Source organism: Mucilaginibacter polytrichastri, assembly GCF_001911425.1.
In the GTDB taxonomy this organism is placed as follows: domain Bacteria; phylum Bacteroidota; class Bacteroidia; order Sphingobacteriales; family Sphingobacteriaceae; genus Mucilaginibacter; species Mucilaginibacter polytrichastri.
This window is the reverse complement of the sequence record NZ_MPPL01000001.1, coordinates 5,146,912-5,165,706: the sequence shown is the minus strand read 5'-3', so window position 1 is coordinate 5,165,706 and position 18,795 is coordinate 5,146,912. Positions and strand designations below refer to the sequence as shown.

General features: G+C 42.7%; 17 protein-coding genes. 7 read left to right on the top strand and 10 right to left on the bottom strand.

Annotation, left to right across the window (positions count from 1 at the left end; genetic code table 11):
- Window positions 1-11: 11 nt before the first annotated feature.
- Genes RG47T_RS22295 through RG47T_RS22285 form a run of 3 tightly spaced genes read right to left on the bottom strand, consistent with a single transcriptional unit; the run spans window position 12 to window position 3,082 of the window.
- Window positions 12-1,076 carry an HlyD family secretion protein gene (locus RG47T_RS22295; RefSeq protein WP_074491902.1) on the bottom strand — a complete coding sequence of 355 codons (1,065 nt, stop codon included), beginning with the start codon at window positions 1,074-1,076 and terminating at the stop codon, window positions 12-14.
- 19 nt (window positions 1,077-1,095) lie between these two features.
- On the bottom strand, window positions 1,096-2,451 hold the full coding sequence (locus tag RG47T_RS22290) for a TolC family protein (protein WP_074491900.1): 1,356 nt from the start codon (window positions 2,449-2,451) through the stop codon (window positions 1,096-1,098).
- Entirely contained in the window at window positions 2,432-3,082 is a 651-nt protein-coding gene (locus RG47T_RS22285) for a TetR/AcrR family transcriptional regulator (protein WP_074491898.1), read from the bottom strand. The genes RG47T_RS22290 and RG47T_RS22285 overlap by 20 nt, the downstream gene beginning before the upstream one ends.
- 193 nt (window positions 3,083-3,275) lie before the next feature.
- Here RG47T_RS22285 and RG47T_RS22280 point away from each other — a divergent pair, with 193 nt between their 5' ends.
- Both RG47T_RS22280 and RG47T_RS22275 read left to right on the top strand, forming a co-directional pair.
- Window positions 3,276-5,747: a PIG-L family deacetylase gene (locus RG47T_RS22280; RefSeq protein WP_074491896.1), complete on the top strand. Its 2,472-nt coding sequence runs from the start codon at window positions 3,276-3,278 to the stop codon at window positions 5,745-5,747.
- 80 nt (window positions 5,748-5,827) lie between these two features.
- Window positions 5,828-6,010, top strand: coding sequence for a hypothetical protein (locus RG47T_RS22275; RefSeq protein WP_074491894.1), 183 nt, complete (start codon window positions 5,828-5,830; stop codon window positions 6,008-6,010).
- 118 nt (window positions 6,011-6,128) lie between these two features.
- Here RG47T_RS22275 and RG47T_RS22270 read toward each other — a convergent pair whose 3' ends face one another.
- Both RG47T_RS22270 and RG47T_RS22265 read right to left on the bottom strand, forming a co-directional pair.
- Window positions 6,129-6,983, bottom strand: a complete 855-nt coding sequence (locus tag RG47T_RS22270) for a DUF2911 domain-containing protein (protein ID WP_245770827.1) — start codon at window positions 6,981-6,983, stop codon at window positions 6,129-6,131.
- A 127-nt stretch (window positions 6,984-7,110) separates the two neighbouring features.
- Window positions 7,111-7,704, bottom strand: a complete 594-nt coding sequence (locus RG47T_RS22265) for an outer membrane beta-barrel protein (RefSeq protein WP_074491890.1) — start codon at window positions 7,702-7,704, stop codon at window positions 7,111-7,113.
- 125 nt (window positions 7,705-7,829) lie between these two features.
- Here RG47T_RS22265 and RG47T_RS22260 point away from each other — a divergent pair, with 125 nt between their 5' ends.
- The 3 genes from RG47T_RS22260 (at window position 7,830) to RG47T_RS26210 (ending at window position 10,082) form a co-directional block, all read left to right on the top strand.
- Entirely contained in the window at window positions 7,830-8,045 is a 216-nt protein-coding gene (locus tag RG47T_RS22260) for a hypothetical protein (protein ID WP_074491888.1), read from the top strand.
- A 57-nt stretch (window positions 8,046-8,102) separates the two neighbouring features.
- Window positions 8,103-9,839 carry a S41 family peptidase gene (locus RG47T_RS22255; protein ID WP_091690934.1) on the top strand — a complete coding sequence of 579 codons (1,737 nt, stop codon included), beginning with the start codon at window positions 8,103-8,105 and terminating at the stop codon, window positions 9,837-9,839.
- 93 nt (window positions 9,840-9,932) lie between these two features.
- Entirely contained in the window at window positions 9,933-10,082 is a 150-nt protein-coding gene (locus RG47T_RS26210) for a hypothetical protein (RefSeq protein ID WP_171972581.1), read from the top strand.
- Between the two features lie 61 nt (window positions 10,083-10,143).
- Here RG47T_RS26210 and infB read toward each other — a convergent pair whose 3' ends face one another.
- From infB to RG47T_RS22235, 4 genes are all read right to left on the bottom strand, one after another.
- Complete coding sequence (infB, locus tag RG47T_RS22250; protein WP_074491886.1) at window positions 10,144-13,284, bottom strand: translation initiation factor IF-2; 3,141 nt, start codon at window positions 13,282-13,284, stop codon at window positions 10,144-10,146.
- Between the two features lie 62 nt (window positions 13,285-13,346).
- Entirely contained in the window at window positions 13,347-14,588 is a 1,242-nt protein-coding gene (gene nusA / locus RG47T_RS22245) for a transcription termination factor NusA (RefSeq protein WP_074491884.1), read from the bottom strand.
- 2 nt (window positions 14,589-14,590) lie between these two features.
- Window positions 14,591-15,058, bottom strand: a complete 468-nt coding sequence (gene rimP / locus RG47T_RS22240; RefSeq protein ID WP_074491882.1) for a ribosome assembly cofactor RimP — start codon at window positions 15,056-15,058, stop codon at window positions 14,591-14,593.
- A 97-nt stretch (window positions 15,059-15,155) separates the two neighbouring features.
- A complete protein-coding gene (locus tag RG47T_RS22235) occupies window positions 15,156-15,494 on the bottom strand; it encodes a hypothetical protein (RefSeq protein ID WP_139235693.1) in 339 nt (112 codons plus the stop codon).
- Window positions 15,495-15,608: 114 nt separating this feature from the next.
- Between RG47T_RS22235 and RG47T_RS22230 the strand changes: the two genes are divergently transcribed.
- Together RG47T_RS22230 and RG47T_RS22225 are read left to right on the top strand one after the other, a co-directional pair.
- Window positions 15,609-16,466 carry a fumarylacetoacetate hydrolase family protein gene (locus RG47T_RS22230; protein ID WP_074491878.1) on the top strand — a complete coding sequence of 286 codons (858 nt, stop codon included), beginning with the start codon at window positions 15,609-15,611 and terminating at the stop codon, window positions 16,464-16,466.
- A 48-nt stretch (window positions 16,467-16,514) separates the two neighbouring features.
- Window positions 16,515-17,261 carry an FKBP-type peptidyl-prolyl cis-trans isomerase gene (locus tag RG47T_RS22225; protein WP_074491876.1) on the top strand — a complete coding sequence of 249 codons (747 nt, stop codon included), beginning with the start codon at window positions 16,515-16,517 and terminating at the stop codon, window positions 17,259-17,261.
- A gap of 59 nt (window positions 17,262-17,320) precedes the next feature.
- Here RG47T_RS22225 and RG47T_RS22220 read toward each other — a convergent pair.
- A partial coding sequence (locus tag RG47T_RS22220; RefSeq protein ID WP_253187548.1) for an NADP-dependent glyceraldehyde-3-phosphate dehydrogenase occupies window positions 17,321-18,795 on the bottom strand: 1,475 nt, incomplete at its 5' end.

Below are 18,795 nucleotides of genomic sequence, written 5' to 3'. Positions count from 1 at the left end.
TTAATTATAATTTAGTCTTTGGTAATAACAGAAACGTTTACACTCATACCCGGGCGCAGTTTATCTAAAATAGCTTTATCTTCTGTCTTTATTTTGATTTTAACCGGGATGCGTTGTACGACCTTCACAAAGTTACCTGTCGCGTTATCCGGAGGTAATAATGAGAATTTAGCGCCTGTAGCTGGTGAAAAATTGTAAACTACACCTTCAATTTTCATATCAGGGAAAGCATCAACTTCTACATCAACTTTTAGTCCGTTTTTAATATCAGTAAGCTGAGTTTCTTTAAAGTTTGCAGTAATGTAAAGGCTGTTGTCATTCACGATAGAGAAAAGTGTTTGACCAGCTTGTACTAACTGACCTAATTGAATGCTCTTTTTAGAGGTAACACCAGTAGCCGGAGCAGTAATGGTAGTATATGATAATTGCAGTTTAGCAAAATCAACATCAGCCTGGCGCTGGTCTGCACCTGTATTGGTAACCTTTAACTGATCGCGGGTTGTACCTATTTGTACCAGTGCGGCATTGTATTGATCTTTAGCTGCCTGGTAGTTTGCTTTAGCAACATCCAGATCTGCTTTTGCCTGGTCGTATTGTTGTTGGGTTACAGAACCATCTTTTACCAGGTTTGCATAACGTGCATAATCTTTCTGCGCTTTATCTAAATGCGCTGCAGTAGCTGCAACCTGTGCTTTATAGCTTGCAGAGTTTGCTGTGCTTTGAAAAATCTGAGCCTGGCCAACGCCAATGTTTGCACCTGCACCTTTTTTTGCAGCTAATGCCTGCTCTAATTTTACCTGGTAATCGCGGGCGTCTATTTTAACCAATAACTGTCCTTTAGTTACATGCTGGTTGTCTTCAAACCCTATTGTATCAACATAGCCGCCAACACGTGCCACAACCGAGCTTATATCGCCGTCGATCTGTGCATCGTCTGTATCAACGTGTTTGCTGAAGTATATATATTCTTTTACGCCGAAAATGATACCGACCAGTAAAACAACTCCTAATATGATAGGGACTACCTTATTCGGTTTCTTTTTTCCTGTTTCTTGTACTTCTTGTTCCTGTGCCATTGTATTTCGTGAGTTTATATTATTTGTTAAGTGTTCCGGTTGATTTAATTAAGTTATAATAAGCAAGCCCTGCTTCGGCTTTAGCCAGTTCCAGGTTAATTTCTGCCTGGTATAATAATGATTGTGAGTCCACACGGTCGGTTACCGTACCGGTAGAGTTTTGGTATTTAGATTCCTGCAATTTGTTGTTCTCAGTTGCCTGATCGATAGAAACTTGCAGCAGGCTAATTTTATTCATAGCTGCCACATAATTCTGGTAGCTTTTGTTCACATCGTTTTTCACGTTATCAACTTCAATGTTTTTGTTGATAATTACCTGATCGCGCTGTATGTGTGCCTCTGCTTCTTTGTTTTTATTGGTCCAAAGGGTTCCGATGTTCCATGATAACGACAAGCCCAAAGTAAGCGGGGTGATGTATTTATCTTTTTGCGGTAATGGATTAGCAGATACATCTAAATAATAAGCCGCTGCAGACGCCGATAATTTTGGCGACCGGTCTGCCCGGATGCTTTTAATATTAGTTTCGGCATATTCTGTGCGCAAGCCTAATTGTTTCAGCTCCTTGCGGTTAGCCATTGCGGTATCTAAATAGTTTTGAAATGGCGCTACCGTATTTGTTGGTGTAGGTAACTGGGCGATGTTAATTTTGGTATCCTCTGGCAAACCCAATAAAACGTTAAGGTTGTAGTTAACAATTTTGCGGTTGCTTTCCAGATCAATGCCGTTTAACTCAATGTTTGAACGTTGTAGTTGAAAACGCAATACATCGTTTTTGGTTACTAAACCTTGCTCTAAAAAGCGTTGCGACTGGTGGATTTGCTGATCTACCGATTTTAAGTTTTCTACAACTACACCCTGGCTTTGCAGTATGCGGTAAAGGTTATAGTATTCGCTGATGATGTCAATGGTAATATCCTCTTTATCTTTATCGATATCGAGTTTCGATATTTTCACCAACAAATCTGTTGATTGTTGTGCCAGGCGTAGTTTACCGCCACCCCAAATCAGCTCATCGGCAGATATTGTACCTAAGTTTGCATTGGCGCTTTTAGGTAATGAGATGTTTTGATCGCCAAAGGCCAGCGTGTTTGCAGGTATTTGTGCGCGGGTGTACAAAAAGCTTGCACTTGCAGTAGGCAGCGCCTTGTCTTTGGCTTGCTTGTACTGCGACACTGCCTGGTCTATCTTTGATTGCGATAGCTTCAGCGTTTTACTGTTAGCAATGCCCAGTTTAATAGCCTCGTCTAACGTAAGTGCTCTGTCTTGTGCAACGGCAGCCGTAAAAGTAAGCATGCTAAATGCAGCCAGCGCCAAACCATACCGGCCCAACGCCTTAAACTTAAGGTTGATGATTTTATTTATTTGTGTGATCATGTTCTATAACTAAATAAGGTTTTAACAGCGCTAGTAAATAATTTCTAAGCCGGGGTTTAAATTTTTCTTTCAACGCAGTATCATCTTTGATATCAAAACCAAACATCTCTGATGATACATAAGGCGTATTCATGATATAGTTTTTAATGCCGTATATAGTAGCGCATATAAACTGTACATCGGCATCCTTTCTAAAATCTCCGGAATCTATTCCATCCTCCACAATCTTAAAAAACTCCTTTACGTTGTTTAAAAGTATTTTGTTGATCTTATCGCTCAACTCGCCACGCTTACCCATACTCAATTCCTGGTAAAGCATTTTTTGAAAGCAGTTGTTGCTAAAAATCCGTTCAACATACATATCAATATACTTCTCAATCTTTCCCCATGCCGTGGTTTGTCCGTCGCTGTTAATATCTACCAGCAAACTTTTAAACATAGCAATCCGCCGTTCAAATATGGCCAGGAACAACCCCTCTTTTGAGCCGAAATAGTAATTAAGCATGGCCATATTAACACCGGCTTCGCCAGATATCATACGTGTTGAAGCTCCGTCAAATCCCACTTCAGAAAATACCCTCTCAGCTACATCCAAAATGTGATCTTTCTTATCTATCTTGTCTTTGTCCATCTTTTTAATCCGGCACAAAATTAATCAAACGATTGATTAATATAAAATGGATTTGTCTTTGATATGTAAACTATTGCGCGTCAACAGTTAATTTTTAATCAGATGATTAACTTTAATTTATACTATTAATAATAGATTTTGTTTTTCTTTATGGCAACAAAAAACATTGCCTCTATATTTTCGACAAATTATAATGAAACGTTTCGTTTACCTCTTTGCATTTATATTAAGCTTTCAACAAATTTTTGCTCAAACAGCGCCGCTTTCCAGCACGGCAAATATTGAGCAGGACTTTAAAAAACTCAACGTTTTAGGCAGTGTGCTGTATGTTGCAGCACACCCCGATGATGAGAATACCCGCCTGCTGGCTTACCTGGCTCAGGAGCGCCATTTCCGCACCGGCTACCTATCGCTTACCCGTGGCGATGGCGGGCAAAATTTAATAGGTACAGAACAAGCCGAACTACTAGGGGCAATACGCACACAAGAATTATTAGCTGCACGCCGTGTTGATGGCGCCGAACAGTTTTTTAGCCGGGCTAATGACTTCGGCTTTTCTAAAGGCCCGGACGAAACCTTAAAAATCTGGGACAGGGAAAAAGTACTGAGTGATGTGGTATGGGCGATCCGCAGTTTCAGGCCCGATGTAATGATCTGCCGTTTCCCTACTACGGGCGAGGGCGGGCACGGGCACCATACTTCTTCGGCTATTTTAGCGCAGGAAGCCTTTACAGCCGCGGCCGACCCTAAACGCTTTCCCGAACAATTAAAATATGTGCAACCATGGCAGGCAAAACGACTGTTATGGAACACTTTTAACTTTGGTTCGGTAAATACTACCGATGCCAGCCAGTTTAAACTGGATGTAGGTGGCTACAATGCTTATTTGGGCAAAAGCTATGGCGAAATTGCTGCCGAAAGTCGCTCCAATCATAAAACCCAGGGTTTTGGTTCGGCACGCCAGCGGGGTGAAGCCTTTGATTATTTTAAAACCATTTTGGGCGAAGCACCGCAAACCGATATAATGGATGGCGTAAACACTTCCTGGAAACGAGTGAGTGGTGGTGACGAAATTGAAGCCAGCCTCATTATTATCAGCCAAAATTTCGATCCGGCTAGTCCGCAACGTTCGGTAGCCGCTTTAACCAAGCTTTTGGGCATGGTAGAAAAGGTATCCGATGTTTATTGGCGCAATCAAAAAACAACCCAGCTCAAAAACCTGATAGCTGAGTGTGCCGGATTATGGTTTGAGAGTTACTGCACTGCTCCCATTTATGCCCTTGGCGATAATGTTGACGTAAGCACGCAGATGATCGTTCGCACCGATGCGCCAGTTACACTTACGGCTATAAGCTATAAAACCGATGCCGATAAACCGGATGTGCACGAAAATTTAGCACCCAATCTACTTAAAACAATTAACCAAAGCTTTAAAGCTACCGAGCTTACACAGCCATATTGGTTAAAATACCCACATGCTATCGGCCAGTATAGTACCGGCTACCTTGATTCTGTTGGCAATGTGGCGCAAAAAACACTACCACAAAATATACCTGCAACTATGCATGTGGTATTTACCATTGCCGGTAAACCTATTACGTACGATGTACCTGTACAATTTAAATATGTTGACCCCGCCCGCGGCGAAATTTATCAGCCATTGATTATTGCACCTGCGGTAACTGCCAGCATTGTTAATAAGGACTATGTTTATAACAGCCTGCAGCCCCAAAACCTACAAGTTAAGCTAAAGGCCTTTACCAAAGCCAGCGGCAACATTAGCCTGAAACCCATTGCAGGCTGGAGAATTAGCCCGGCAAGCATCCCTTACAGTGATAAAGCCAAAGGAGAAGAGTGGACCGTAAACTTTACGGTTACCCCGGCAGATGCCCATCCGCATGTCGCCATAATTGAAGCTGTTGCCGAAGCTAATGGAGAGAAAAGCTCTTTAGGTTTCCAGCAGATCCATTACGAACACATCCCAACTATTACGCTCTTCCCACCGGCACAAGCCAAGTTAGTTAACATTGATTTGAAAACCGCAGGGAAAAAGATAGGATACATTGCCGGCGCCGGCGACTTAGTGCCCGAGGCTTTACAGCAGGTAGGTTACGAAGTACATCAGCTTACAGAAAATGAGATCTTGAATGAAGACCTGTCTAAATACGATGCCATTATAACCGGTGTGCGTGCCTACAACGTGAGCCAGCGTTTAGTTTTTGAGCAACCTAAATTAATGGACTATGTAAAAAATGGCGGCAACCTGGTAGTACAATATAATAATAATGTAGGCGTGCTGGTAAACCCGGGCCCATACCCATTTACGGTGGTCAATCAGCGCGTTACAGACGAAAACGCTACCGTAACTTTTACAGAGCCGGCAAGCCCGTTATTAAACTACCCGAACAAGATTACTAATAAAGATTTTGATGGCTGGATCCAGGAGCGGGGCTTGTACTTTGTAAGTAATATCGATGCCAAATACCACGCACCATTAACCATGAACGACCCCAACGAGGCGGCTAACAAAGGCTCGTTAATTACAGCAGATTATGGCAAGGGCCGTTTTGTTTATACTTCGCTGGCTTTCTTCAGAGAACTGCCTGCCGGGGTACCTGGCGCTTACCGTTTGTTTGTAAACTTATTAAGCAACCCTAAAAAGTAAAAACACCATCATTTATATCATAAACGTATTGCTACAGAAATTTTTATGCATTACTTTTGCCAGCAATACTTTAAAAAGTTATGACACATCACGAAGAAGAAGAAAACTACAACTATATCTATTACATAGTTGCTATTGTAAGCGGTATGTTTACCGGCGCTATAATTGAAAAAGGTATTGTATGGATATTGGTAGGTGCCGTATTAGGCCTTTTATCAGCAGCCCTTTATATCAGAACGCTTGCTAAAAGTAGCCACGACTAAGCTCTTTTAAACATCTTGTTTTTATAAATCCACCTTCGCTTTATGGCGATGGTTTATATATCAAATAAAAAAGGTATGCTTTCGGCATACCTTTTTTATTTGATAATAATTATTCTCTTTATTTCTTAGCTTCTGTTATTACAGCTTCGTTAAGGCGTGTGTATTCGTCGCTCTTGTCTGCTTTGGCCAATGCAACACCTTGAGTCGCAGTTGTAATTGCGCCGGCCTTATCTCCGATTTTTAACTGGATCCGTGCTTTCCATACCTTATAATAATAAGCTTTCGGATCGTTTTTTTCCAACTCATTCATCCAGCTTAAGGCTTTACCTAAATCTTTATTGTTTTCGTAATAGTATTGTGCTGCGGCAAAATATGGTTTCTTTTCACCCTTCATAGCCTCATCAATACCGGCCATAATGCGGGTATCAACATCTGTGGTTAAATGCATGATTATGGCTGTATGCTCCCACATAAAGGTTAAATCGCAGGTAGTAGGTTTTACGTTGGTAAACTGCATGGTAAAGGTTTCTACCAGGTCTTTAACATTTACCGGTTTTACTGTAAATCGCACAACGTCATCTGCCTGTTTGTATTGATAAGCGCCCCACTGTTTCGCTGTTTTGTTAAGTATAATAGTCCACTCGTTTTTACCGGGGATGCTAAACAAGCTGTACTCGCCTGCGGGTACTTTATTACCTTCAATGGTTACATCATCTGCAAATTTAATAACCGTAGCCTGGTTTGCGCCGGTTCGCCATACTTCGCCGTAAGGCTGCAGGGTGCCCTCACCAAATATTTTACGGCCCTTAACATTAGGGCGCGAGTAGGTTAAGGTTATACTACCCAGGCCAAACTCCTGTGTAATAGTTTGCCCAGAACTTGCCTGCGGCATTTTTAAACCCTGTGCATGTACCTGCGCCGAGCAGCAAACTGCTATAAAAAGCATTAATTGAATGTATATTTTCTTCATCATTATAATTGTTTAAACGAAGATACGATATAGAAACAAGAGGCGAGAAACAAGTCAAGACTTTGTAAAACCAATAAAGGCAGCGATAAATCACTGCCTTTGTAAGCCAAATATCCTGGCTCTTGTCTCTCTATAATAATTTAAAACCAAGGCTTATCGACCACTGGTTTTGCTTTTGAGTGTAATCTTTGTTAATCTGTGTAAGGCCGCCTTCGTAACGAAAGTCAATTGTAAATGAGCCAGCATCGCCGCCTATGCCACCCTGGTAACCCAATGTATTGCTTACATATTTTTCGATACCGGGGTTAGCATTCATAAAGCTTTGTGAAAAGCTTCTGTTTTTATCTGCAATAACGCTGTAAACCGGCCCGGCCAAAATCCTGAAATTTAAATTACGCGGGCCAAATGCGGTACCAAAAAGCAAAGGGAAATTAACATTGGTAAACCGTACTTTATTTTCCTCAAGTGAATAATTGCCGCCTGTTGCATTTTGAGAATAAAACTTACTGCCACTACTGCTCAAATAAATTTCGGGTTGAAAAAACACACTATTACCTGCCCGCATAAATATACCGGCCTGGTAGCCTGCTATAGATGACGCCTTTATGTTATCGATATTCATTTTAGAAAAATCAGCACCTCCTTTTAAGCCTAATATAAATTGTGCTTTGGCACCAATGCTCAGTGTAACAAGTAATAAAATCCCAAATAAGGCTTTTTTCATAGGTTTAATTTTAGTTCTGCAGATGTGTTGTGGTTCTTTTGTAAATAAAGCTTTAATATGCTTAACTATGTAATCGTTGTCAAGCGCTATTTTTATATTTTTGTTTCAAATAAATAATAAAATTTATGTCAGCCATCAGCATTAATAATACCGACTGGAAAAGAGTTAAAATTAAATTACAGCGCAAATATAATCATCTTACCGACGAACAATTACAATATAACGCAGGCGAAGAAGACCAACTGATTGACCGCATAGCCGGCCTGGTTAACCGCGACAGGGACTACGTAATATTCACGTTAAAAAAAGCGTTAGTTAATATCGATAACAACCGATTGTGAAACTAAGTGGTTAACTTTATCGTTAATCATCAAATTATCTTAAAATATTTTCAGGCAATGATGCAGAAAAACGTTTACCGTAATATTGGTATTACTACCTCCACCATTCTGCTCGCCGTGCTGGTATGGAGCTTTAATGAAGATCTGTTCCAGATATCCAAAAATCTGGATGTTTTTGCATCAGTATATAAAGAGGTTAATATCAACTATGTTGATGATATCAATTCGGCCAAGCTCATCAAATCAGGCGTTGATGCCATGCTGGATGGGCTTGATCCCTATACCGAATTTGTGCCCGAGTCTGAGATTGAAGATTACAAGTTAAAATATGTAAGTACCCAATATGGAGGCATAGGCGCCAGTATATTTAACCGTGATAAAAAAGTATTTGTATCAGACGTATTCAACGGCTTCCCGGCCCAGCGTGCAGATATCCGCCCCGGCGATCAGCTGGTTAAGATCAACGATATTGAACTTGCAGGCAAAACCAACGAGCAGGTAAGCATATTACTTAAAGGTACCAAGGGCGCAGCCATTAAGCTTTTGGTTAAGCGCGATGACGCAGCCCCTGTTGAAAAAAGTCTAGTACGTGATGAAATTAAACAACCCAATGTTACCTATTATGGCATGGTAAGCGGTAATATGGGTTACATTAAGCTGGATAAATTTCTGGAAAACTCTGCCGATGAAGTAACTACTGCCCTGGTAGCGCTTAAAAAGAATAATCCGCAAGGCATTATATTAGACCTTCGTTCAAACGGCGGCGGTATTTTGCAGGAAGCTGTAAAAATTGTGAATCTGTTTGTGGCTAAAGATGTTGAGGTTGTCTCTCAAAAAGGGAAGATCAAAGAAAAGAACTTTAGCTACCGCACCATGAGTGCCCCGCTCGAACCTAATTTACCGTTAGTAGTATTAGTAAACAGCCGCTCGGCATCTGCATCAGAAATTGTTGCCGGCTCTTTACAGGATCTGGACAGGGCTGTGATTATCGGCCAGCGCAGCTATGGTAAAGGCCTGGTGCAACAAACCTTTACACTACCTTATAACAGTTTGGTTAAGATAACCATTGCCAAATACTATATCCCATCGGGCAGGTGTGTGCAGGCGCTTGATTATACCCACCGCAAGGATGATGGCAGCGTAAACAAAATGGCCGATTCATCTTTACACGAGTATAAAACCAAAGACGGCCGTTCTGTATATGATGGCAGCGGCGTGTATCCGGATATTATGATTAAGCAGGAGCGCTTTGCCAATATAACCCAGGCGCTGGTAGGCAAGCTGATGATATTTGATTATGCTACCCGTTTCCGTAACACGCACACCAAGCTTTCGGATGCATTAACCTACCAAATGAGCGATGATGATTACAATGATTTTGTAAAGTTTTTGAACGGTAAAGATTATAACTACAGCACTAATAGCGAGAAACTGCTTACCTCTTTAAAAACAGAGGCTACCAAAGAAAAGCAATTCGGCGAAATACAAGGCGAATACGACATTCTTAAAAACAAGCTGATGGCCAGCAAAAAGAATGACCTGCAGCTGCATAAAGATGAAATTAAACAAGTACTGGAAAACGAAATTGTATCTCGTTACTATTACGAGAAAGGCCGCTACGAAGTAAACTTTAAATATGACAAAGAACTTGCCCAGGCTGTTAAAACCATGCAAGATAAAAATCAGCTTGCTGCAGTATTAAAAGGCGTAGGAGAATACAAGATTATAGGCAAGCCGCAACTGGCCGCTGTAGCCATTAAAAAAGGGGATAAAACAGATGAGATAGATCAATAAAGTTGGCAGTTTATTGGTAATTAAATTAAACCTTTGAGCCCCTTTGGCGTTTAATATTTAATTGATACCTCAAACAAACAACTTAATAAATTTATGAAAGCTTTAAGAATTTTAGCCGTTGCAATGATTGCAACATTAGGCTTGGGTGCTGCAGCCAGTGCTCAATCACATCACCCGGTAAAACGCCATCATTATGTTAAAAAGGTGCATGATCGTGTTGTTCGTCATCACCACCATAATTAATTGAAAAGAAAAGGCCCGATAAAATATCGGGCCTTTTCTTTTATAGTGCTTTACTAAACGCTTAGCTTACTTTACGCTTTACTTCAACATTTTCGTAGGCTTCAACAATGTCACCTTCTTCAATGTTGTTAAAGTTCTGGATGTTTAAACCACACTCATAACCTGCATTAACTTCTTTCACATCGTCTTTATAACGTTTCAGTGAAGCAAGTTCGCCGGTATAGATCACAACACCATCACGTACGATACGGATTTTGCTGTTACGGGTAATTTTACCATCTAACACCATACAACCTGCAATGGTACCAACCTTACTGATCTTGAAGGTTTCGCGTATCTCTACGTTAGCCACAATCTTCTCTTCAAATGTTGGTGCAAGCATACCTTCCATCGCAGCCTTGATCTCGTTGATCGCGTCGTAGATGATAGAATATAACCTGATGTCGATTTGCTCGGCCTCGGCCAGTTTACGTGCACTTGCAGAAGGGCGTACCTGGAAACCGATGATGATGGCATCAGAAGCCGAAGCTAATAATACATCAGACTCGGAGATTTGACCAACTCCTTTAGAGATGATGTTAACCTGGATCTGATCTGTAGATTGTTTCAATAACGAGTCAGATAATGCCTCGATAGATCCATCCACGTCACCCTTAACAATAATATTAAGTTCCTTAAAGTTACCGATAGCTAAACGACGACCGATCTCATCCAGTGTAATGTGTTTCTGTGTACGTAAGCCTTGCTCGCGTTGTAATTGCAAACGTTTGTTGGCAATTTCACGTGCTACAACTTCACTTTCCAGTGCGTTGAACTTATCACCTGCTGTAGGAGCACCTTGCATACCCAAAACCTGTACCGGTCCGGATGGGCCAACCTCTTCAATACGAGCACCACGTTCGTTAAATAACGCTTTAACACGTCCGCTATAGCAACCTGCTAATATCGGGTCACCTACACGTAATGTACCTGCCTGTACTAATACAGTTGTTACAATACCGCGGCCTTTATCTAATGCTGCCTCAATAACAGTACCTACGGCACGTTTATTAGGGTTAGCTTTCAGTTCTAATAATTCTGCTTCCAGCAATACTTTTTCAAGCAGCAGGTCAACATTTAAACCGCTTTTGGCAGATATTTCCTGGGTTTGGTATTTACCACCCCATTCTTCCACCAAAATGTTCATGGTAGATAATTGCTCACGAACCTTATCCGGGTTAGCGCCTGGCTTATCTATTTTGTTGAATGCAAATATGATTGGTGCACCTGCAGCCTGCGCGTGGTTTATGGCCTCGCGGGTTTGCGGCATCACACTATCGTCTGCAGCAATTACAATAATAACAATATCTGTTACCTGGGCACCACGTGCACGCATAGCGGTAAACGCTTCGTGACCCGGCGTATCCAGGAAGGTAATCTTTCCTTTTTCCGGCAATACAACCTCGTAAGCACCGATGTGCTGGGTGATACCACCTGCTTCGCCACCAATTACGTTTGTTTTGCGGATAAAATCCAGTAATGATGTTTTACCGTGATCCACGTGACCCATAATGGTTACGATCGGCGAGCGCGGAATCAGATCTTCAGGAGCATCCGGTTCGTCAAGATCCCACTCTTCATCTTCTGGTTTAACAAAATCTATCTGGTAGCCAAACTCCTCGGCCACAATGGTCAGGGTTTCGGCATCAAGCCTTTGGTTAATAGATACGAATAAACCTAAGCTCATACAGGTAGAGATAATCTGGGTTACACCCACATCCATCATCGAAGCCAACTCGTTTGCCGTAACAAACTCTGTAACCTTCAATACCTTTGATTGCGCTTCGCGTTCTAATGCATCTTCCTCCGCATTGGCAGCAACATCATCACGTTTTTGACGACGGAATTTTGCGCGCTGTGCGAATTTACCAGATTTACCGGCCCCGCTTAAACGGGCAAGCGTTGCCTTAATTTGGTCTTGTATTTCTTTTTCTGTAGGCTCTTCTTTAGGGCCGGTGCTTGGTGTAGCAGCACGGTTGCCAAAAGGAGGGCGGCTGGTGTTATTACCACCCGGACGGTTATTGTTGAAACCACCACCCGGACGATTATTATTACCCGGATGAGGGCCGCGTTGCTGGTTATTACCAGGCCCGCCTTGTTGCCCCTGGCCTTGTGGGTTATTATTACCCTGGCCTTGCTGCGGATTTTGACCCGGCGGCGTATCTTTGCGTTTACGCTTGCGCCTTTGATCGGCAGCATTTGTATTTGATGACGATGCCACTGGCCCGCGTTTAGGCGGGTTTACCGGCAATACAATTTTTCCTATAATATTTGGTCCGCTCAGGCGATCTGCCTTTGCCCTGATCACGTCATCTTCCGGTGCAACTGGTGCTGCGGCCACAGGGGCTGGCGCGGCTGCAGGTGGAGGAGTTGGTTTTTGTACTTCAGGCGCTGCGGCTGCCGGGGCAGGCGTAACTACTGCTGCTACAACAGGCGCAGGTGTTTGTGCTGCCGGTGTTTCTGCAATAGGTGCAGCTGCAACAACAGGTGGCGTTACCGGTGCGGCTGGCGGAGGCGTTGGTTTAACAACTTCCGGCTCGGCTGCAACAGGCGGCGCTACAGGTGCCGGCGCGGGTGTTGGTTTAACAACTTCTGGCGCTGGCGTGGCAGGCACTTCCTTAACAGGGGCAACAACCTCAGCAACCGGTTTCGGTTCGGGCTGTGCTTTAACCTCAGGCGCAGCAGGGGCTTCTTCCTTAACTTCGGGGCGGTTGTTTTTACCGCTCAGATCGTTAAGATCGATTTTACCTACTACCTTAACGCCAGGCAAAGAGCCATCGTTACGGTCGGCAGCCGGTTCTGGCTGTGCCTTTGGTTTCTCTGCCGGGGCAGGTGTAGAAAACTGACCAGCATTTTTGATCAATATTTCCTCAGGTTCAAAGTCTTTTGAACGTGGAGAGTGCGGCTCTGCACCCTTTTCAGGGACGTAACCAGGCTCGTCACGGCGTATTTTGCCGATATTGATCTGCTTGGCTTCTTCCTTGATGATTTTATCAGCGCCAAATTGCTTCAACAGGCTTGTGTACATATCGCTGTCGAGTTTATAGTTCGGCTGCTTATCTACCTTGAAACCTTTTGAACCTAAAAACTCTACGATGGTACCTATACCAATGTTCAGTTCCTTAGCTGCTTTAAATAATTTTATGGATTTGTCTTCTGACATTTATTATTACTTTCTCTGTGCTATTTATGCAAAAATACGATTTTTAATTCTGCTTAACGATTTTATTCAAATTCGGCATTCAGAATTGACAAAACATCTTTTACGGTTTCTTCTTCTAGATCAGTACGTTTAACCAATTCGCCAACAGTTAGTGCCAATACAGATTTTGCAGTATCTAAACCGATACGTTTAAATTCGTCCAGTATCCAGCTGTCAATCTCATCTGAAAACTCTTCGATATCCACATCTTCCTCATGCTCGTCAGCCTCACGGTAAACATCTATTTCATACCCTGTCAATTTACCTGCCAATTTAATGTTATGTCCACCACGGCCGATAGCTAATGACACCTGATCGGGCTTTAAATAAACTGCAGCTGTTTTTTTATCATCATCTAATTTAATTGATGTGATCTTAGCAGGCGATAAAGCACGCTGTATGTATAGTTGCAGGTTATTTGTGTAGTTAATTACGTCTATGTTCTCATTCTTCAATTCGCGAACAATACCATGGATCCGTGAACCTTTCATACCCACGCAGGCACCAACCGGGTCAATACGGTCATCATAAGATTCAACAGCCACTTTAGCTCTTTCGCCCGGTTCGCGAACAATTTTCTTAATGGTAATTAAACCGTCAAAAATCTCAGGAACTTCCAGTTCGAATAAGCGTTGTAAAAATTCTGGTGCAGTACGCGAAATGATGATCTTAGGGTTGCTGTTCAGCATATCTACCTTGCTAACCACCGCTTTTACCGTATCGCCTTTTTTGAAATAATCGGCAGGGATCTGCTCAGATTTTGGCAGCAATAATTCGTTACCTTCATCATCCAGCACCAAAGTTTCTTTTTTCCAAACCTGGTAAACCTCTCCTGTTACAATTTCGCCTACGCGATCTTTATATTTTTTGAAGATCTCGTCTTTCTCCAGTTCTAAAATTTTAGACACCAAAGTTTGTCGGGCGGCTAAAATTGCACGGCGGCCAAAGCTTTCCAGGGTAATCTGCTCTACATACTCGTCGCCAACTTCCAGATCAGCATCAATGGTTAAAGCTTCTGCAAGCTCAATCTCCAGGTCATCATCCTCAGAGAAACCATCTTCAACTACTGTACGTGTGCGCCAAATTTCAAGGTCACCATTGTCTGTATTAACAATTACGTCGCAATTTTCGTCCGTACCATATTTTTTTCTGATCATGCTTCTGAAAACGTCTTCCAGAACGCTCATCATGGTAGGGCGGTCAATGTTTTTGAAATCTTTAAATTCCTGAAAAGAATCAATTAAATTAATACTGGTTGTGCTCATCTTTATTTAAATGATATTAAAACCTTTGTTTCTGTTATCTGATCGAACGGGATGTTAATTTCCGCTTCTTCAGCTTTTTTACCTTTAATTTTTATTTGCGCTATTATCGTTATTTGATCAGCGTCAACCGCGGTTAGCTTGCCTTCTTTGTTACTGCCGTCTGCTAATTTAGCAGCTACTGTACGGCCAACATTTTTTACATACTGGCGGTTTAGTTTCAGCGGCGTATCTATACCCGGCGACGAAACCTCGAGGTTGTAGGGGTTGTCGATGGTGTTCTCTTCCTCTAACTTAAAGCCTACGTAACGGCTCACTTGCGCACAGGCATCAATACCTGCACCCTTGTCGCCATCTACCAAAATGATCAGATCGCCGTTGGCGTGCATTTTCACATCAACTAAAAAATGATCGGGCAGTTCGGTTAGTTTTTCCTCTACCAGCTCTGTAACCCGCTTCTCAATATTCGTCATCCTATCGTTTAACTGATAAAACCAAAAAGAGGGGACAAATTGTCCCCTCTTTTCAGATAATGCAAACATAATAATTTTTATTTGATATTCAAGTAATTTAAGGTGTAAAAGTACACTCAACGTATTGAGGAGTACCGCGTTTCCATTTTCCCTTCATTACATCCCAGGCATTGCTTTCATCGTGCAGGCGATAGTAACGGGCAAAATATAGGCTATGCCCCAGAAATGGCGTATCTGCCGAAAAAATTAACTGGTTATTTTTAAATGCATATTTACCGGGTTGGGGTAGCACAAAATCTTTCATATCGGTATCGGCAGGCATGCGGTAAACGGGTAAAATAGCCTGCCATTCGGCGGTGTTAAGGCTATCCTGGTGCAGGTTTGCCAGCGTATTATAGTCTATGTTACCAAAGTTTATGGTATTCGCGTTCAGCACACTTACTTTTAAATGCGGCTGAGCGGACTTTTTTGCACACCCTAAACAAATAAAACACAATAACCACAGAGATTTTTTCATATTTGAAAACAGCACACAAGATACGCATACCCTATGAAATTAATACGCTACGGACAAGCAGACCAGGAGAAGCCAGGAGTACTCATTGACGATACCCGATATGATGTATCCGCCTACATAGATGATTACAACGAGACATTTTTTACCAATAATGGTATACAGCGGTTAGAAACACTACTTGCAGATAAAAAGAGTGACTTGATTAAAGTTGCCGGCGATATCCGCCTGGGCAGCCCTATTGCCCGGCCATCAAAAATTGTTTGTGTAGGCCTTAATTATACCGACCATGCTATTGAGGTAGGTGCAAAAATTCCATCAGAACCGGTGATCTTTATTAAAAGCAACACAGCTTTAAACGGCCCGAATGATGCAATCACTATCCCTCAAGGTTCTGAAAAAACAGATTGGGAAACTGAGTTGGCCGTGGTGATAGGCAAAAAGGCTTCTTATATAAAGGAGGCCGATGTAAAAAATTACATAGCCGGCTATGTGCTGCATAACGATGTATCGGAGCGTGCTTTTATGTTTGAGCGCAATGGCACCTGGGATAAGGGCAAAGGCTGCGATACCTTTGCACCCATAGGGCCTTATATAGTTACGCCCGATGAAATGCCGGATATTGACAACCTGCATATCTGGCTAAAGCTTAACGGCGAGCTGATGCAGAACGGCACCACCGCCGATATGATCTTTAAAACACATTATCTGGTAGCCTACATTACCCAATTTATGACTTTGCTACCCGGCGATATCGTATCAACCGGCACACCCGCCGGATCTGGGATTGGGTTAAAGCCTCCCGTATTTTTAAAACCAGGTGATATAATGGAGTTGGGGATTGATGGACTAGGATCACAACGGCAAACTGTGCAAGCTTACGGCCAAGTATAATTTAAGCTGTGCCTCAAATTACTATATTTAGATGAAATTACAGATTGAATGAAAAAAACTGCCTTAACCCTTATTTCTGCCTTGTGCTGCCTGAGCAGCTATGCCCAGGTAAAAAAACACACAGCCGCTAAAAAGAAAGCGAGTGTAGAAAGTTATACTTTAAAAACCCGGCTCGACTCTGCCAGTTATGCCTATGGCATGAGCCTGCTTTACGAGCTATCGAAACGCAGATCGGTAAAGCTCACTAAAGACTTGCAAGAACGCGGCTTAAAAACTTTGAATTACGCCGCCCTGGGTAAGGCCATCGACGATGAGCTGAACGGCCGCACATTATTGCTAACACCGCAACAAAGCAAAGCTGCAATTGGCAATAACCTGAAAAACAAATACATAGCTAACATCGCCGAAGGCAACAATTTTTTGGCAGCCAATAAAAACAAGCCCGGGGTAGTAACCTTGCCCGATGGCTTACAATACATTATTTTAACCCCAGGTACTGGCCCGTCTGCCCAATTAACAGATACGGTAACTGCACATTATAACGGAACCGTAATCAGCGGTAAAAAATTCGATAGTTCATATGATCGGAACGAACCTATTACAACCGCTGTTGGCGATGTAATTAAAGGCTGGACCGAAGGCCTGCAACTGATGAATGTTGGTGCCAAATATCGCTTTTTTATTCCCTATCAATTAGCCTACGGCGATATGAATTTGAGCGATGAGATACAGCCTTATACGGTTCTTATTTTTGACATCGAACTATTAAAAATAAAATCGCCGGAAACGCACTAAAAGAAAACAGGCATCGCACTAAGCGATGCCTGTTTTATAATTATATAGCTTATCTGATTTTAAAAAATAAAATCTGTGCTCAGGAAATTAGAATCGTGATCTTTTACAATTTCGTTGATTAGCTTCTTGTTGGCCTCATTCATTTTTGCGGCCACTAAAGAGCGGATGGAGAATGAGCGTAGGGCATCATGAACAGACAAGGTTCCTTCGGCGCTATCTTTACGGCCGGTAAAAGGGAACACATCCGGCCCGCGCTGCGATTGGCTGTTGATATTTACCCGGCTCACCAGGTTAACAAATGGATCTATGAGCGAAGATACCTCTTTGGCATCGTTACTAAATATACTCACCTGCATGCCATGCGGCGAATCTATCTGGTACTGAATCGGTTCTTCTATACTCTCGAAAGGCAATACCGGTATCACCGGGCCAAACTGCTCTTCGAGGTATAACTTCATCTCTTTTTTAACCGGGTAAACCACGGCTGGGAATACAAAAGATTCTACAGTTGTTCCACCGTTTTCATTTACCACCCTGGCACCATGTGCAATGGCATCATTAATACAAGCCTGCAAATAACCCGGCTTGGTAGGCTCTGCTACCGGGGTTATATTAACGCCCTTAATCCATGGCATGCCGGGTACCAATGAGTTAACGGCCTCACTTAGTAATTTCAAAAATTCTTCGGCTACATCTTTATGTACGTGGATGATCTTTAATGCTGTGCAACGCTGCCCGTTAAATGATAACGCGCCTAACACACATTCGCTTACCGCCAGTTTCAGATCGGCATTTTTGGTAACAATAGCTGCATTTTTTGCATCCAGGCTTAATACAGCACGTAAGCGGTTGCTTTTGGGGTGGCGCTTCTTTAAATCATTAGCCACCTTACTCGAACCGATGAACGCCAGCACATTAATGTTGCCACTCTCCATTAAGGCGGGGGTAACATTGGCTCCGCGGCCATATACCGTATTAACCACCCCCGCCGGGAATGCTTCCTGAAAAGCCCTTAACAATGGATAGTGTAAAAGCGTACCGTGTTTAGGCGGTTTAAAGAGGATGGTATTGCCCATTATAATAGCGGGGATCAGCGTGGTAAAGGTTTCGTTAAGCGGATAGTTGAACGGCCCCATACAAAGCACCACACCAATAGGGGCGCGGCGGGTTTGCGCCATTACGCCTTCGGCAATCTCAAACCGCGATGACGAACGGTCGAGTTCTTTCAATGCATCAATAGTTTGGTTAATATAATCTACCGTGCGGTCAAACTCTTTGGTGGAGTCGGTATATGATTTGCCGATCTCCCACATTAGCAGGCGCACAACCAGGTTGCGCTGCTCTACCATTTTGTACACAAACTTTTGCATACACTTAATGCGGCCCTCTACGCTCATAGTCGGCCATTCGCCCCGGCCATTGTCGTAAGCTTTCATGGCGGCAACCAGGGCTTCGTTAGCTTCTTTTTCGGTACCTAACGGATAAGTGCCGATCAATTTATGTTTTAAACCTTCGGAGGTTGGCAAGCATACCG

Excerpts from the sequence above, each read along its gene's own strand:
- RG47T_RS26210 (WP_171972581.1), top strand. The coding sequence starts at position 9,933 with ATGAAAGCTTTAAGAATTTTAGCCGTTGCAATGATTGCAACATTAGGC.
- RG47T_RS22230 (WP_074491878.1), top strand. The coding sequence starts at position 15,609 with ATGAAATTAATACGCTACGGACAAGCAGACCAGGAGAAGCCAGGAGTA.
- RG47T_RS22265 (WP_074491890.1), bottom strand. The coding sequence starts at position 7,704 with ATGAAAAAAGCCTTATTTGGGATTTTATTACTTGTTACACTGAGCATT.
- nusA (WP_074491884.1), bottom strand. The coding sequence starts at position 14,588 with ATGAGCACAACCAGTATTAATTTAATTGATTCTTTTCAGGAATTTAAA.
- RG47T_RS22280 (WP_074491896.1), top strand. The coding sequence starts at position 3,276 with ATGAAACGTTTCGTTTACCTCTTTGCATTTATATTAAGCTTTCAACAA.
- RG47T_RS22275 (WP_074491894.1), top strand. The coding sequence starts at position 5,828 with ATGACACATCACGAAGAAGAAGAAAACTACAACTATATCTATTACATA.
- rimP (WP_074491882.1), bottom strand. The coding sequence starts at position 15,058 with ATGACGAATATTGAGAAGCGGGTTACAGAGCTGGTAGAGGAAAAACTA.
- infB (WP_074491886.1), bottom strand. The coding sequence starts at position 13,284 with ATGTCAGAAGACAAATCCATAAAATTATTTAAAGCAGCTAAGGAACTG.
- RG47T_RS22270 (WP_245770827.1), bottom strand. The coding sequence starts at position 6,983 with ATGATGAAGAAAATATACATTCAATTAATGCTTTTTATAGCAGTTTGC.
- RG47T_RS22295 (WP_074491902.1), bottom strand. The coding sequence starts at position 1,076 with ATGGCACAGGAACAAGAAGTACAAGAAACAGGAAAAAAGAAACCGAAT.
- RG47T_RS22290 (WP_074491900.1), bottom strand. The coding sequence starts at position 2,451 with ATGATCACACAAATAAATAAAATCATCAACCTTAAGTTTAAGGCGTTG.
- RG47T_RS22225 (WP_074491876.1), top strand. The coding sequence starts at position 16,515 with ATGAAAAAAACTGCCTTAACCCTTATTTCTGCCTTGTGCTGCCTGAGC.
- RG47T_RS22255 (WP_091690934.1), top strand. The coding sequence starts at position 8,103 with ATGATGCAGAAAAACGTTTACCGTAATATTGGTATTACTACCTCCACC.
- RG47T_RS22260 (WP_074491888.1), top strand. The coding sequence starts at position 7,830 with ATGTCAGCCATCAGCATTAATAATACCGACTGGAAAAGAGTTAAAATT.
- RG47T_RS22285 (WP_074491898.1), bottom strand. The coding sequence starts at position 3,082 with ATGGACAAAGACAAGATAGATAAGAAAGATCACATTTTGGATGTAGCT.